At 61.1% G+C, this 16140-nt stretch carries 13 protein-coding genes and 1 pseudogene; all 14 read left to right on the top strand.

The features are described 5' to 3' along the window. Nucleotides 1-16: 16 nt before the first annotated feature. Nucleotides 17-97: pseudogene (locus ATSB10_RS19855) on the top strand (hypothetical protein); the annotation flags it as partial. Nucleotides 98-157: 60 nt separating this feature from the next. Beyond that, nucleotides 158-307: a hypothetical protein gene (locus ATSB10_RS19605; protein WP_205631044.1), complete on the top strand. Its 150-nt coding sequence runs from the start codon at nt 158-160 to the stop codon at nt 305-307. 165 nt (nt 308-472) lie between these two features. After that, nucleotides 473-3973: a type I restriction-modification system endonuclease gene (gene hsdR, locus ATSB10_RS10050; RefSeq protein ID WP_063672487.1), complete on the top strand. Its 3501-nt coding sequence runs from the start codon at nt 473-475 to the stop codon at nt 3971-3973. Between the two features lie 119 nt (nt 3974-4092). Further along, nucleotides 4093-5286: a Fic family protein gene (locus tag ATSB10_RS10045; RefSeq protein WP_236886398.1), complete on the top strand. Its 1194-nt coding sequence runs from the start codon at nt 4093-4095 to the stop codon at nt 5284-5286. Continuing rightward, nucleotides 5283-6821 (top strand): class I SAM-dependent DNA methyltransferase, encoded by a 1539-nt coding sequence (locus ATSB10_RS10040; protein ID WP_063672483.1) that lies wholly within the window; start codon nt 5283-5285, stop codon nt 6819-6821. Before ATSB10_RS10045 ends, ATSB10_RS10040 begins: the two co-directional genes overlap by 4 nt. Before the next feature lie 52 nt (nt 6822-6873). Continuing rightward, nucleotides 6874-8256 carry a restriction endonuclease subunit S gene (locus ATSB10_RS10035; RefSeq protein WP_236886397.1) on the top strand — a complete coding sequence of 461 codons (1383 nt, stop codon included), beginning with the start codon at nt 6874-6876 and terminating at the stop codon, nt 8254-8256. A 39-nt stretch (nt 8257-8295) separates the two neighbouring features. Continuing rightward, nucleotides 8296-10242 carry a hypothetical protein gene (locus ATSB10_RS10030; protein ID WP_063672479.1) on the top strand — a complete coding sequence of 649 codons (1947 nt, stop codon included), beginning with the start codon at nt 8296-8298 and terminating at the stop codon, nt 10240-10242. Between the two features lie 272 nt (nt 10243-10514). Beyond that, a complete protein-coding gene (locus ATSB10_RS10025; protein WP_157469183.1) occupies nt 10515-11468 on the top strand; it encodes a hypothetical protein in 954 nt (317 codons plus the stop codon). An 83-nt stretch (nt 11469-11551) separates the two neighbouring features. Further along, entirely contained in the window at nt 11552-12208 is a 657-nt protein-coding gene (locus ATSB10_RS10020; protein WP_083966168.1) for an MBL fold metallo-hydrolase, read from the top strand. Between the two features lie 53 nt (nt 12209-12261). Next, on the top strand, nt 12262-13488 hold the full coding sequence (locus ATSB10_RS10015) for an IS256 family transposase (protein WP_063670059.1): 1227 nt from the start codon (nt 12262-12264) through the stop codon (nt 13486-13488). A gap of 141 nt (nt 13489-13629) precedes the next feature. Then, on the top strand, nt 13630-14139 hold the full coding sequence (locus ATSB10_RS10010) for an MBL fold metallo-hydrolase RNA specificity domain-containing protein (protein ID WP_063672475.1): 510 nt from the start codon (nt 13630-13632) through the stop codon (nt 14137-14139). 320 nt (nt 14140-14459) lie between these two features. After that, entirely contained in the window at nt 14460-14744 is a 285-nt protein-coding gene (locus ATSB10_RS19850) for a BPSL0761 family protein (RefSeq protein ID WP_083966167.1), read from the top strand. A gap of 537 nt (nt 14745-15281) precedes the next feature. Further along, a complete protein-coding gene (locus ATSB10_RS19900) occupies nt 15282-15470 on the top strand; it encodes a transposase (RefSeq protein ID WP_157469179.1) in 189 nt (62 codons plus the stop codon). 409 nt (nt 15471-15879) lie between these two features. Next, entirely contained in the window at nt 15880-16080 is a 201-nt protein-coding gene (locus tag ATSB10_RS19350; RefSeq protein WP_157469177.1) for a hypothetical protein, read from the top strand. The last annotated feature ends 60 nt before the right edge of the window (nt 16081-16140 follow it).

The raw sequence follows: 16140 nt of genomic DNA, 5'->3' as shown, positions 1-16140 counted from the left end.
CGAATTGCTTTGATGTATTGGATTTGGGCTGACCCACCCCGGTTTCGGCCTGAATATCCAGGAGGCCAACCACGTCATCCATTTCGCCTGGACATGGAACCCGGCCAAGGAAGACCGGGCGACCGATCGCGCTTACCGCATTGGTCAGCGGCGTGACGTGTACGTCTACTGCCCGACCGTGGCTTGGCCCGGATTCGCTTCATTCGAAGAGCGGCTGGCGGAACGGCTTGATTACAAAATGGAGTTCTCCCGCGACATGCTGGCGGGTTCGAAAGAGCTTTCGGTCGAAGACTTTGACGATCTCTGATCTGGCATGGGTTCTACCCGGTTTGCCTATATGCCACGCAGGATCTTGCCGGGGATGTCCGACTGATCCGTAACCGGGCGCTGATTTGGAAGGGGATGTACGGGGGTGATCGGCGTCCCGCGGATACTGCGTTAGTATCAGAGTAAACCGAATAATGGACTTGGTATGGCGACAGCCGGTAATGGCCTCGGGGAGGCGGATTCGGGAGGCTTCGCCTTTCTTGGCGAGCATGATCCGGTGCTTTTGCAGCTGGCTCGGACCGCCGAGCAGATCTTCGCCAGCGACCCCAATACGACGCTGATCAAGCTCCGGCAGCTGGGCGAAGCACTCGCGCAGGACCTGGCTACCCGCTCAGGCATTGAATTTGACGCGGCGACCTCGCAGGCCGAACTGCTCTACCGGATCCATCGCGAGATTCATCTGGATCCTGCCATCCATGGTCTGTTTCACACACTTCGCGTGGAGGGCAACAAGGCGGCGCATGGTTTCAACACCCGTCATCGCGAGGCGCTGGATGGGCTGAAGGTAGCTCGCGAGTTGGCGGTCTGGTACCACCGCTCGTTCGGCAAGGCTGGTAGCGGCTTCAAGCCTGGCCCTTTTGTCGCTCCGCGAGATCCCAGCGAAGCGTTGCGTGAGTTGAGGGGTGAGATCGAGCAGCTCACGGCTGCCTTGCGCGATTCGCACCAAGAGCTTCAGCACAACCAGCAGCTGATCGAGCTGCAGCGGCGTGAGGCGGCTGAGTCCATGGCGCTCGCGGAGGCGATGGATGCCGAGGCGCGCGACTATCAGGGGCTCGCCACTGCGCGCGAAGCGGAGCTCACCGCGCTCAAGGCTGAATTCGAGCAGCGATTGGCGAGCGAGCGAGCCAAGCTGGCGGCAAGCCCGAAGCTCACGCAACAAGTACAGAAAAAAACTCAGCGCGCCAGCCATGCCTTCGATCTGACCGAAGATCTCACCCGCATCCTCATCGATCAGCAATTGCAGGCCGCGGGCTGGGAAGCCGATTCGCTGGACCTGGTCCATGCCAAGGGTGGTAGGCCGGAAAAGGGGCGCAACATGGCCATTGCCGAGTGGCCGACCAGCAGCATGAAGGCCTGCGCGGACTACGTGCTGTTTGCGGGTATGACGCCTATTGGCATCGTCGAGGCCAAGCGCAAACGCCTCAATGTTGCCGAGCGCATCCCGCAGGCCGAGCGCTATGCGCGGGACTTTCAGCTGACCGGGGGACTGGACCCCGCGTGGCCGATCGTAGCGAAGGATTCGGGCTGGCCGGACGGTCAGGGCGGTCTTTTTAAGGTGCCGTTTGCTTTTGCGTGCAACGGACGGCCCTACATGGCCCAGCTAGCCGAACAGTCCGGCACCTGGTTTCGAGACTTGCGCCGCCCGTCCAATCAGCGGCGCGCTCTGCAGGACTTCTACACGCCCGCCGGGTTGCTGGACCTGCTTGCACGTGATCGCGCCGCGGCCGAACAGAGGCTGCGGGAAGAGGGGTTTGCGTATCTCAAATTGCGTGACTACCAATGCAAAGCCATTGGCGAAGTCGAGCGGGCGCTGGCAGAGGATCAGCGGCGCTGTCTGCTTGCTATGGCCACCGGTACCGGGAAGACCCGCACCATCATCGGTTTGATGTATCGCTTGCTCAAGGCCGAGCGCTTTCGTCGCATCCTTTTCCTTGTGGATCGCAGCGCATTGGGCAAGCAAGCGTTGGACGCTTTCGACGAGGCGACCCTAGAGCAGAACCACACGCTTTCGCAGATCTACGACATCAAGCAGCTCGGCGACATGGCCGCCGAGGCGGAAACGCGCATCCAGGTAGCCACGGTACAGGCGATGGTGCGGCGTATCTTCCAGTCCGACACGCCCCCGCCGGTGGATCAGTTTGACTGCGTCATTGTCGACGAGGCCCACCGCGGCTACACGCTGGACCAGGAGATGACCGAGGGTGAGCTGGCTGTACGCGATCACCAGCAATATTTGTCGCAGTACCGCCGCGTGTTGGATTACTTCGACGCGTGTCGCATCGGCCTCACCGCCACGCCGGCCAAGCACACCACCGAGATCTTCGGGAAGCCGGTATTCACCTACAGCTACCGGGAGGCGGTGGCGGATGACTGGCTGATCGATCATGAGCCGCCGATCCGCTACGAAACCCAACTCGGTCGCCACGGCATCCACTTCGACAAGGGTGAGCAGGTCAGTGTGGTCAACGCGCGTACCGGCGAGCTGGATACCGCAGAGCTTGAAGACGAGCTGGATTTCAACATCGAGTCGTTCAATCGCCGGGTCATCACGCCTGAATTCGATCGCGTGATCTGCGAGGCGCTGGCCCAGGAGCTGGATCCGGAAGGGGAGGAAAAGACGCTGATCTTCTGCGTCAACCAAGCCCATGCCGTGCGTATGAAGCACCTGCTGGATGCGGCCTTCGAGGGGCTTCACGGCGACAGCTACAACCAGTCGGCGGTGGAGGTGATTACGGGGCAAAGCGACAAGGTCGACCAGCTCATCCGTCGCTACAAGAACGAGCGATATCCCAATATCGCCATTACGGTCGACTTGCTCACTACAGGCATCGATGTGCCGAAGATCGGCAATCTGGTGTTCATGCGTCGGGTGCGCTCGCGAATTCTCTATGAGCAGATGAAGGGGCGTGCGACGCGCCGCTGCGACGAGATCGGGAAAACCGTGTTTCGCATCTTCGATCCCGTGGGCCTGTACGCCACGCTCGAAGCTGTCGACACCATGAAGCCGCTGGTCAAGGATCCCGACATCTCGATCGAGCAGCTCATGCGCGAGTTGCAGGATGAGCGCAGTCTGCAGGCACCGGGTAGTCGCCAGGGCCACTCGCATGCCGATGACGTGCTCGATCAGTTGGGGCAACGCGTCATGCGCATTCTGCGCCGCGCCAACCACAAGGCTGAAAGCCGGCCGGAGCTAAGGCAGCGGCTCGATCGGCTGGAGGAGCAGTGGGGCGTGCCACCCAAGGACCTTCACCGGCACCTGCGCGAACTCGGGCCGCGGGGCGCTGCCCAGTTCATGCAGGACCACGTCCAGTTGCTGGACCAGCTGAATGAACTTCAACTGCTGGGTTCGGAAGACTATCCGGTCATTGCGCCCCATGCGGACCGCTTGCTGGCGCGCGAACAGAACTACGGCGTCCACGACAAGCCAGAGGATTACCTTGAGAGTTTCCACCAGTTCATCCATGAGCAGCTCAACCAGTCCGTGGCTTTGGGAGTGGTGGTGAACCGGCCACGCGATCTCACGCGGGAGCAGCTGCGCGAGGTGCGCTTGCTGCTCGATCAACACGGCTACAGCGAGGCGAGCTTGAGCACGGCTTGGCGGGATCAGACGCACCAGGCCATCGCCGCCAGCATCGTGGGCTACATCCGGCAGGCTGCGCTGGGCGAGGCGCTTGTCCCGTTCGATCAGCGCGTCGCCAAGGCGATGCAGCGGATCTATCAGGAGCACAGCTGGACTCCCGTGCAACGGCGTTGGCTGGAGCGTCTGGCGCAACAGCTGGTGCACGAAGTGGTGGTGGATCGCCCGGTCGTGCAGCGCAATTTCGAGCAGGACGGCGGAGCTGCGCGGCTGGACAAGCTGCTGAGCGGTCGGCTGGACGACGTTCTGCAGTCGTTGAACGACCATCTTTGGGATCAGGTCGGCTAGGTTTGTCGGTGAGGTGGTGGTAGTTGTGGGCTGTCCCATGAGCCGAATATGGGGCATAATTAGCTCAAATCATGAGCCGAATAGTGAATTTAATCGGCTCACACCTCGGAGCACGGCGCTTGGATAACCCCCGCTGGATCTGGCAACAACCGGACTGGCCGCAGTTTCATTGGCAGGCCGATGCGCTGGCGCCGCTGCTGCGAGCCTGCCAGCAGGCGCAGGGACGTCTGCTTGGCATGGCCGGCGCTATTGCCGGGGACGCGCAGGCGCAGGGCGAGTTGGACACCCTGCTGCAGAACATCATCACCTCGTCGGCGATCGAGGGCGAGACCCTCAATGTCGCCTCCGTCCGTTCGTCGCTGGCTCGACGGCTTGGTGTGGTGGCGGACGAGGGCGTGGGTATCACGCCCCGGAGCGAAGGGCTGGCCGAGCTGATGCTTGATGTCATCCAGCGCTACGACGCCGCTTTGGACATGTCGCGCCTGCTGGAGTGGCACGTTTGGCTGTTCCCGCAGCAAGACACGTTGCTCCAGCACCCCATTCGGGTGGGCAGCCTGCGCGGCGACGAACCCATGCAGGTCGTCTCTGGGCGCGTCGACCGCCCCATCGTGCATTTCCAGGCACCACCCCGCGAGGGGCTGGAGGCGCAGCTCGACGTCTTCCTCGACTGGTTCAACCGCAGCCGCCATGACACGGCGCTCGATCCGTTGCTGCGCGCTGGCATGGCCCATTTCTGGTTTGTCACCCTGCATCCGTTCGACGATGGCAACGGCCGCCTGACCCGCGCGATCACCGATCTGGCGCTGGCCCAGGCCGAGCACCAGGTCATCCGCTTTCATGCGATGTCGGCGAGCATCCTGGCCGATCGGGCCGGCTATTACCGCATCCTGGAATCCAGTCAGAAGGCCGGTTTGGACATCACGGCCTGGCTGCACTGGTTCCTCACCACATTGCTAAGCAGCTTGCAGGAAGCGCTTCAACGCATCGACCGGGTGCTGGCAAAGGCGCGATTCTGGCAGCAGCATCAGCATCACGGCCTGCTGCCTGAGCAGATCAAGGTCCTCAACCGCTTGCTCGATGGTGGCGAGCGTGGCTTCGAGCAGGGCATCAGTGCCGCCAAATATCAGGCCGTGGCCAAGGTCTCCAAGGCCACCGCCACGCGCCATCTGGCCGATCTGCTGGAGAAGGGGTGTATCGAGCGCCTTCCAGGGGGAGGCCGCAGCACCCGTTATCAGATCAACAGCCACCACCATCATTCGCTGGCCGGCATCGCGCTGCCGCCGGCCAAACCTTCCGTTACGAGTAAGCCATGACCCAGAACGACATCGTCCAGAAGCTGTGGAACCTCTGCGACGTACTACGCGACGACGGCATCAACTACAGCGACTACGTCACCGAACTGGTACTGCTGCTGTTCGTCAAGATGGAATACGAGCAGGTGCAGAACAACACCGGCTTCGAGCACAAGCTGCCCGATGGTTGCCGTTGGCCCGATCTCACCAGCCAATCCGGCCTGAACCTGCTCACCCACTACCGCCAGATGCTGCTGGATCTCAGCCTGAGCCACGACCCGATGATCGCGGCCATCTACGCCGATGCGCAGACCCGGCTCAAGGAGCCGCGTCACCTGGAGACCCTGGTGAAGGCGCTGGATGGACTGGACTGGTTCAGCGCCCGCGAGGATGGCCTGGGTGACCTCTACGAAGGCCTGCTGCAAAAAAATGCGAACGAGACCAAGTCGGGCGCGGGGCAGTACTTCACGCCGCGTGCGTTGATCGATGCCATCATCCGCTGCCTCCAACCGCAGCCGGGCGAAACCATCCAGGACCCGGCCGCCGGTACGGCGGGCTTTCTCATCGCCGCCGACAACTACATCAAGCAGCATACCGACGATCTCTATGCCCTAGACGACAAGGCCCGCCGCTTTCAGCGCCGCAAGGCCTACGTCGGCATGGAGTTGGTACCCGGCACGCGCCGGCTGGCGCTGATGAACTGCCTGCTGCACGGCATCGAGGGCGAAGGCGAGGGCGTGGTGCAGTTGGGCAACAGCCTGGGCAACCCCGGTGCCAGCCTCAAGCCGGTCAACATCATGTTGTCCAATCCGCCGTTCGGTACCGCCAGGGGCGGTGGTGGCCCGACGCGTGATGACCTCACCTTTCACACTAGCAACAAGCAGCTGGCCTTCCTGCAGCACATCTACCGCGGCTTGAAGCCCGGTGGACGCGCTGCGGTGGTGCTGCCCGACAACGTGCTGTTCGAGGCCGGCGTCGGCACCGATGTACGCCGCGACCTGATGGACAAGTGCAATCTGCACACCATCCTGCGCCTGCCCACCGGCATCTTCTACGCCCAGGGCGTGAAAACCAACGTGCTGTTCTTCCAGAAGGGAAGCCCCGCCAACCCGCGCCAGGACACCGGCTGCACCGAGCACGTGTGGATCTACGACCTGCGCAGCAATATGCCCAGCTTCGGCAAGCGCACCCCATTTGGGCCGGTGCACCTCAAGCCGTTCGAGGACGCCTACGGGGACGATCCCAATGGGCGTAGTGCGCGCACCGACGATGGGGAGGAGGGGCGCTTCCGTTGTTTCACCCGCGCGCAGATTGCCGAGCGCGGCGACGCGCTGGATATCAGTTGGCTCAAGGACGCCGACAGTGTCGATGCCGCCAGCTTGCCCCCACCCGAGGTGCTGGCTGCCGAAGCGATGGCAGAACTCAGTGAAGCGCTGCGCGAACTCGACGCGCTGATGCAGGCACTGGGCGCCGGTGACGAAGCGATGGAACAGAAGCGGCTGCTGGTCGAAGTGATGGGCCTGGAAGTGACTAGCGGCGAGGTGGGCGGTGAGTGAGTTGCCGATCGGCTGGGAATCATCCTCACTCGGGGACATAGCCGAATTTGTCATGGGCCAGGCCCCCAAATCGAATGAGTGCAACGTTGATGGAATTGGAGCGGTATTCGTAAAAGCCGGGGAGTTTGGAAAAAAAACGCCAGTCATTCGCGAGTGGACTACCAATCCACTAAAATTTGCGAAAGAAGGTGACGTGTTGGTCTGCGTTGTGGGGGCTACTGCGGGCAAGATCAATCTTGCCATTGACTGCGCAATTGGCCGAAGCGTCGCAGCGGTTCGCCCTGAAGAATCCATTTCAACCGAGCTTCTCCACTATTTCCTCAAAAGCAAAGTTGCATTTCTGCGTAGTGGGAGCACAGGATCGGCTCAAGGGGTTATCAGCAAAGAAGATCTGGGAAGCTTGGAGATTTCACTCCCTCCGAAAGAAGAGCAAAAGCGCATCGCGCAAAAGCTGGATGCGCTGCTGGACCGGGTCGATACCCTCAAGTCCCGCATCGACGCTATCCCCACCCTGCTCAAGCGCTTCCGCCAATCCATCCTTGCTGCCGCGGTCGCGGGATCCTTGTCAGAAGACTGGCGGAACGCCCATGGTGACGCGATCGACGGGAGGAAACTGCACGACTTGCTGCGCGCACTGCATGAGAAGGCGGGCGGTCATGCGCGTGGCAACGCTTCTGATCCGTCCGACGAAGCCCATGACTTGTCGCGTGATGACATGCCGCCGCAGTGGGATATCGCTGTCTTGCGGGACATTTGCGAGCCAGGGCGGCCCATCACCTACGGCATTCTGAAGCCAGGTCCGGAGCTGGAGCATGGGATCCCTTACATACGCGTTGCCGATTTTCCCGGCAACAAGTTGAGGCTGGAAGGCATAAAAAAGACCAGTGAGGAAATCGACCAGTTGTTCAAGAGGGCCAGACTGAGGGCTGGAGATCTACTTCTATCCATTCGTGGCAGCGTGGGTCGCCTAATCAAGATTCCCGCCGAGCTAGAGGGTGCAAACATCACGCAGGATACGGCGAGGCTGTCGATCTCCCCGACTGTTTCCACGGATTACGTCTACTGGGCACTTCTTGCCGAGTCGACCCAGCGCCGGATGCGTGCGGCGACCCGTGGTGTAGCCGTCCGTGGGATAAACATCGGCGATGTCCGAGCACTGCAGATACCTCTCCCATCGAGAGACGAGCAAGACGAAATCGTTCGCCGCGTCGAACAGCTCTTCGCCTTCGCCGACCAGCTGGAAGCCAAGGTTGCCATCGCCAAACAGCGCATCGACACGCTGACCCAAAGCATCCTCGCCAAAGCCTTCCGCGGCGAGTTGGTGCCGCAGGACCCGAACGACGAACCGGCCAGCATGCTGCTGGAGCGTATCCGCGCCCAGCGCGTCGCGGCACCGAAACCCAGGCGCGGGCGTAAACCCATTTCCTCCACCTAGAAAACATCGCATTATCCGGAATGCTTACAGGGGGCACGTATGGACACGATCGATATCAAGGGCGACACCGCTCTGCTGGACCTTCTGTCCAGCGTTCCGGCCACTGAGCTGGCTCCGCTGGTCGACCATCTCACGGATGCTGGCCAGGGGCGTGTGACGCTTCCGGCGGCCATCAAGGAACTGCTGCTGGAAGCCAAGGCGCGGGGTATCTACAGCCCGTTGACCTTGAAGCTGCTTATCCGCGAGATACAGCAGTTTGGCGGCAATACCGTGGTCAACCTGGTGCGGCGGTCCGGCGTCTCTTACGCAGAGATCGTGCAGGATGCGCTAAAGCATTTCGAAGTGCCCGGTTACGCCGAGATGGCTTTGGAGCGGCAGGAACTGGCCGTCGTGGCGGCGCGGCTGGCCCGCGTATGGCCGGAGCTGGACAAGGCTGGCCGGGACGAATATCTCGCGGAGTTGAAGCCAGGGAGTGGGCGGTCGGGTGATCTACCCGACCTGCAGTCGGCGGTGTTGGCGGGTGGACGCGTATCTTCGGCCATCGCTAGGCGCCTCGCGCGGCGCGCCTACACACCGTTAGATGTAGTCGGGACAGTTAAAAAGTCTCTCTTTGGCGGCGCTTTGGCCAGCCTTCCCAAGGCGGCCATTGCGGCAGCCACTACCAGCGCCGCCGACGCTGCGTACCGTGTGACCATCCCTTGTGTGCTGCACGTGGCGTCTCTACGCCAAATGCGTGCCGCTGCGGAGCTGCCGGATTGCCCACAGTGCGGCGTTGCTGTGGCCAAAGACGCGCGTTTCTGCGGTGACTGTGGCTTCGATCTTCGATCGCAAGCCGCAGGCAAGTCGGATGCCCCGCCGCGGCTGCAACCATTGGTCGTCAGCCATGAAGGCGCGGACATCATGATTGCGGGCGCGGATGGTTTGCCGGCGCTCAGCGCCACCGCGCTCACCTCGCTGGATATCTCACAGCCGAGGCAACCGATCGATCTCGGGTCGGCGGGTGTCGATCGACTGGCGCCGCTGCTGCAGCTTGTTCCCACGGCCATGATCGGCGGGGAGGTGGCCGCGAACCGCTATCTGAAAGTGGTGGTAAATGGTCCACTGGCACCGGCCGCGGACGGAAATGGCTTACGTGGTTTTGTCCGAGGCCCGGATGGTCGATTCGCCGAACACGGGCGCTTCTTCGAGGACGACCGCCTGAAGCATCTCGTGAGTGGTGCGGCCATCTTCCAGCTCGCCTCTTTCGTGGTGGCACAGAAGCATCTGGCGGACATCAGCCGCAAGCTCAGCGAGATCCAGGAGGGGGTCGCGCGGATCGAGGCATTCCAGCGCAACGAGCGCAAGGCAGGGATCAACGGCACATTGACCTATCTGCAGCAGGTCGCGCCGGTGGTCTTGGCCGGAACACTGTCGTCTTCGGTGCGCGACGAGTTGGAAGCCAGCGAACGCGCTTTGTCTGCGATCCAGGATCACATCCACACGGATATGAAGACTGCCATCGCGGAGGTGGCGACCCTCAAGAATCCAGGTACTTTCAGCACCAATGATCTGACCAAGACGCTGAAGGGCCGCCAGAGCGACTTCGAGGAGCTTGCCCAGCAGTGGAACCTTTGTCTGGCGGCGCGCTACGTCGCCTGTCGACTGGTGTGCAGCTATCCGGGTGAGCAGATGCTGGTTGAGCGGCGTCAGCAGACACTCGATCGACTGACCAAAGTGCTGCCGGGGCCCGATGGTCTGCTCCGGCAGTTCTCAGCGACAGTGTCTGCGCGCGGAGCGCAGCTCAAAGCGCTCACGGATACCCAGGCGGAAATTCAGGCCAATCAGGAGCGCCTGCGCCTGTGGGATATGGATCGTGCTCCAGCCATCGAAAGCCATGGGCATGCGACCTTCGGGCAGCTAGGCCGCCTGTTGCAGGAGAACGCCCAGCCGGTCGCTCTGGTGCTGGAGATGCGTGGTGATGAGGTTGTTCGGGCGCTGGCAGCATGACGACGTGATAGACCGCGATCGATGCTGACCAATCTGCAGCTGCGCCCCGTTTTTCGCGGGATGCAGGGAAGGTCAAAGTGACCCCGGACTTTAAACCGTACCGCTACTCAAGGCGGTGGGGCGTCGCCCGGTCCGCGTAAACGGGGTGAACCCGTTGGACGGGCGGGGGCCGTCTCAACATGTGCGATGCAGGGGCGTTACGTTACGAGCCGGGGAAAAATCTTGCCTTAGGGAGCCGTATGCAAGTCAGTCACCAGTTGTCGAATGCATTCATGAAGGACTTGCTCGGTGGCACCCTCAGCCCCCTTTTGCGCGAGGTAAAGGAAGACGACACGTTGCTACTGGGCTTGCGAGGCGCGTACATCTCTGTCTATTACCGGGGTGGTCAGTTACTCAAGATCACCCCAGGCGGTGATGGTTACAACGTGACGTTCGATCGCAATTACGATTCGACCAATGTCCTGCAAGAGCGACTCACCCGATACGGATGCCCTGACGTGCTCGATCGCGGCATCCGTTCGTCTGAGGATACGTCCCAGCTCGTCGACGTCCTCAGCGAACTCAAGCGCTTGATGGACCGTCACACGAAAGTGCAGTCTGGCTTGGAACGCGAGTTTCAGCAGGTGGCCGCCCGAGTCAATACTCGAACAAAGTCATCGAACTCGTCACACTATTTCATCACGGATATCGAGCATGCCTACGGCAAAGCGCGCTATGACATGCTGGGCGTTCGATGGCGGCGCAATGTAGAGCACCGGGATCACAAATGCCTTGTGCCGGTTATCTTTGAGGTGAAGTACGGTCTCGATGCTCTGGAGGGTACCTCCGGTGTTCTTGGGCATCTGGAAAAGACGCTCGCAGATCTACAGGATGAGACCTTCCGCAGGGGGCTTCGGGAGAATGTCATTGCCCAGTTCTCCCAATTGAGCGAGCTTGGTTTGATCAAATACGAGAGGGGTCGCTCGAAGGATCTGTTTGAGGCCGTCGACGGACACGTGCAGATCGTCTTTTTGCTGGCCGAGTATGTACCCCACTCCATAAAGCTCGCCGGGATCCTCGACGAATGTGATCGCCTGATGGCCAGCTCGGCTGAGGCGTTTGAAGCCGCCGGGCTCAATGTCGAGCTTCTGTTTGCCAGTGCGAGCCTGTGCGGATACGGCATGCATGAGCGCACGATGCTGACGACCTCAAAAGTGCGCGAGCTGGTGCGCACCTGGAACGCCTGAGTACGACCGATCGCAACAATGACCAGTTTCAGGGCGCGTTTGTGCCCTGTGACGTTTGAGCTCGTCCGGAGAGAGCACAGATCATGAGAGCCTGCATCCGTCGTGGTAGTAAACAGATCGGTGGGAGCTGTATTGAGGTAGAGCATGGCGGTAAGCGCCTACTCATCGACCTGGGGTTGCCGCTCGATGCACGTGAGAACGTCGCGGGGCTGATCCCCGAAGGACTGACCCTCGATGGCAGTGACCCAAACCTGCTTGGTATCCTGATCTCTCATCCGCATCTGGACCATTATGGTCTGCTCGCGCATGTTGACGGCTCCATCCCCATCGGACTCGGTGCCGCGGCGCGCAGACTTCTGGCAGCAGCAGCTCCGTTCTTGCCTGGCACATGGCCGGTACCTGCACAGGGGTGGGATTACGAGTCTGGCCGACCGATCAAGATAGGTCCTTTTACGGTTACCCCGTTTCTCGTGGACCACTCGGCGTACGACGCCTATGCACTACTTATCGAAGGCGGCGGTGACCGTCTGTTCTACAGCGGCGATTTCCGCGGTCACGGTCGTAAGGCAGCGCTTTTTGAGAGACTGGTGGCCAATCCGCCTGCGGACATCGACGCGCTACTGGTTGAGGGGAGCTCGCTCACCCGGCTGGAGTTGGATGCGACTTTCCCCACCGAGGGCGATGTCGAGGCGCGGCTGCTCAAGGAGCTCGCGCAGACCGACGGCCTGGGCGTGTCCTAGATTTTGTGTAACCGGGTCCCAGGCAGGACACTGCCGCCAGACCCGGAGAGACCATGAGTCCACGCAAACACGAGGTGCCCGACGAGCTGCTTAGCAGCCTGTTGGCGAACTACAAGAAGCCCGAAGACCTGATCGGCGAGAACGGCCTGCTCAAGCAGCTGACCAAGCTGCTGGTCGAGAAGGCGCTGGATGCGGAGATGACCGAGCACCTCGGTCACGATAAGCACGAGCCGGTGGCCAACCCGGCCGGCAACACCCGCAACGGCCGCAGCCGCAAGACGCTCAAGGGCGAGTTCGGCGAGCTGCCGATCGAGATCCCGCGCGACCGGCACGGCAGCTTCGAGCCGAAGCTGATTCCCAAGCACCAGACTCGCTGGAGCGGCTTCGACGACAAGATCCTGTCGCTCTACGCCCGCGGCATGACGGTGCGCGAGATCCAGGCGCACCTGGAAGAGATGTATGGCACGGAGGTCTCGCCGAGCCTGATCTCCTCGGTCACCGATGCAGTGATCGACGAGGTGAAGGCCTGGCAAGGCCGGCCGCTCGATCCGGTGTATCCGATCGTCTACCTGGACTGCATCCATGTGAAGGTGCGCGAGGGCGCGGTGCGGGTGAAGGCGGTCTACCTGGCCATTGGCATCACCATGGCCGGCGAGAAGGAGGTCCTTGGGCTGTGGCTGGCGCAGACCGAGGGCGCCAAGTTCTGGCTGCAGGTGGTGACCGAGCTGCGCAACCGCGGGGTGCAGGACATCTTCATCGCCTGCGTCGACGGCCTGAAGGGTTTCCCCGAAGCGATCGAGACCGTATTCCCGCACACGACGGTGCAGTTGTGCCTCGTACACATGGTGCGGCACAGCCTGAACTACGTGTCGTGGAAGCGACGGCCGGAGGTGGCCGCCGACCTCAAGCGCATCTACACCTGTGCCACCGCCGAGGAGGCCGAGCAGCGGCTCGCCGAGTTCGAGGCCCGCTGGGACAAGGAATACCTGCCGATCGGGCAGTCCTGGCGACGCAACTGGCCGCGCCTGATCCCGTTCTTCGACTACCCGCCAGAGATCCGCAAGGTGATCTACACGACCAACGCCATCGAGTCGGTGAACATGAGCCTGCGCAAGCTGACCAAGCACCGCGGGGCCTTCCCGAGCGACGAGGCACTGGTGAAGCTGTTCTATCTGGCCCTGCGCAACATCAGCAAGAAATGGACGCTGCCGATCCGTGATTGGAAGGCCGCGCTCAACCGCTTTACGATCCAGTTCGAGGAACGACTCCCTCAGCTGTAACTCGAATCCCGGTTACACAAAATTCTGCACACGCTCGACGGCCTGGCTCTCGTCCATACGTCGGCCCAAAATATCGATCGGATTGTGTCTATCTTCAGGGCTTCGCGGCAATCAGGCCGGCGAGTCGTCCTGGATCTTTATGTGGCCGCGATTCTCGAAGCAACGGGCAATTTCAACCTTCCTCAGTCTAACTGGCCTGACATTGCCCTTTACGTGCCGCATCGGCAGCGGATCCAGGTCAAGCAGGCAGGAATGTTCGATCTGCTACAGCGGCACTCGGGCAACCGCATCTACATCGAGGATCTCGCCGAAATGCCGGCTCGCTCTACTTTGCTCTTTCGCCCACTTCACCAGCCCGATCTGGAGCGAGCCGGGTGTCTCACCGGCGCGCGATATCTGTATTCGCAGTGGGAGGGTTATTGGGAGAGTGGAAGCTACGTGCAGATCGAGGAATTTCTGAAGCGCAACGGAATCTCCAAGGTATCGATCCATACGTCTGGTCATGCCAGTCCGGTCGATCTCAAGCGCTTCGTCAATGCGCTCAACCCGAGGAAGGTGGTTCCCATCCACAGCTTCCGGCCCGATCGGTACCCTGAGCTTTTCAATCAGGTGGAGCCGCAGCCAGATGGCCAGTGGTGGTCGGTCGGGTGAGGTCGTCCCGGAGTTCCGTAGGCTCCCCGTCAAGCAGACACTTCAAAAGTAGAAGCGCTGGCGGCTTTGACCCCGAAATTACGGATAGTCTCCGCTTGGCTCAGCCCACGGCGACCAGACTAGTATCAGCGGGGTCACTTGTAAGACGCGTCTTACACTGGGGTTTTTCCCTTGCGTATGAGGCACATGCGGCAGCTGCGCCACGCTATGATCATCGGGGCAAGGCATGTGCGTCATCGTGCCACCACCGCTCCCCAAATTTCGTTGAAACTGCGGCGAAAAATCAAATTTGGGGGTTTCTGTAACTTTGGGGGGGAATAGTGACTACACCGAACGAAAGGACCCGATCGCTGATCCAGGCTGGTGGGTTCTTGATCGAGTTGGCTCAAGATACGAGCTTGCCCCTCTCTGTCCGGCGTAAAGCTGTTGCTATCGCACGGCACTTCCCAACCGCTCACCATGTGTCGCTCGCGGCCTCGCATTCGCCTTCCTGTAGGTTGGATTTGGAGCTCGAATCTCCCGGCGATGTCGCGGCTTGGGCCAAGGATTATCCGCTGGGTTTGTTGCTTGGATCCACGCGTCTCACGTGGCCGGAGGAGGAATGAGTCGTGTCGCATAGGCTTCGGCCATGAAACATCTCCTTCCACAGGCTGCTGCTGCGCTTTGGGATGAATTGTTGGCGCTTGGGTTGGCTGGCTTCGGCCCAAGTTGGTCGAGCAAACTGCAGTCAAAATGCCGATCAGGCGGACGAGCGCGTCCGTAAATTCAAGAGTTAGTCGCCATCAGAGGAAGGAGTAGTCGTGGCTAAACGAGCAGGAAAAAACGGAGGTTCGCCGCTCGCACGGCTTGCATTCTTCAAGGCAAAGCCCGTCAACCGGGATGCGTTGCGAATTCTTGACCTCGCGCCAGGCAAGGGTGCGCGTAAGGCAAAGGGCACCAGTAAAACCCGCCCTCAAGCGCTTCTAACCCCAAAGCCAATCACGGGAAAGCCCAAGGTGCGTCTCGTAACAGCGGAAGAAGTAGCTGAGCGCAAGGCTAAGACTCGTCGTATGTTTGGCTTCGGCAAGACGATCACAGTCGCCCCCAGCAGTTCATCCAAGCGGACGCGATAGTTCCGGACAACCTGGTTTGACTTTTCAGTAATGCCCCATCCCAAGCCTGGCCCAGGAGCGACCACGCGCTACAGCGAGCAATTCAATGCCACCGCCGTGTGCCTCAGCAGGCTCCCAGGCGTCCAGGTGCAGGACGTCGCCGCCTCGCTTTACAACCCATCCTTTGTGCTGTCGCGTTGGCGCGAGCAGCCCCACCTGGGGCTGCCAGGTTGCGTGTAAAACGTCGCCATAACTCATTGATTCGCTATTGGCGAAGAGGCTGTTTTGTGTAAGCCAGTTTCATCTAAATTGTTGTTTCTGTTGTAGAATCAACTTGACTGTTAATCAGGGGGTCGTTGGTTCGAGTCCAACTTCGGGCGCCAGATTTGAAAGGCCTTGCAGCGATGCAAGGCCTTTTTTTTTGCGGCCGGGCTGTCGATCGGCCGCCTGTGCGGCTTCGTGCGATGGAGGGTGCGCCCGATGCGATGAGGGGCGCTTATCCTTCCGGCGTGGCGCAAGTTCATGCTCTTAGATGGCTGATTTCACAGCTATTTGCGAAATGTCGAGGTGGTGCTCAAGTTGCGCCTGATATGGCCGACGCCGGTCATGGAGCCTTTTCGCTCCGCTCCCAGGCAATTGGAGGTTTTGCATGAACGTTTCATCCGTTGGCTCGAATTTCCCGGCCCCTGCCACAAGCCGGCCTGAGTCCGCCGAAGCGGCGGGCGTGGCCGATCATGATGGCGATCAGGATGATGGCGGCGCAGCTGCCGCCGCAGCGGCGCCGACCCCGCAAGCATCCGTCAATCTTTCCGGTCAGGCGGTTGGCCGGTTGCTCAACGTCAAGGCCTGAGTCGTCCCGGCAGCTGCGGCCCGGGATGGCCGCAGCCTTCAGCCATCGGTCGCGCCGATC

It is taken from the genome of Dyella thiooxydans, assembly GCF_001641285.1.
Taxonomy (GTDB): domain Bacteria; phylum Pseudomonadota; class Gammaproteobacteria; order Xanthomonadales; family Rhodanobacteraceae; genus Dyella_A; species Dyella_A thiooxydans.
This window is presented reverse-complemented; position numbering and strand designations above follow the sequence as displayed.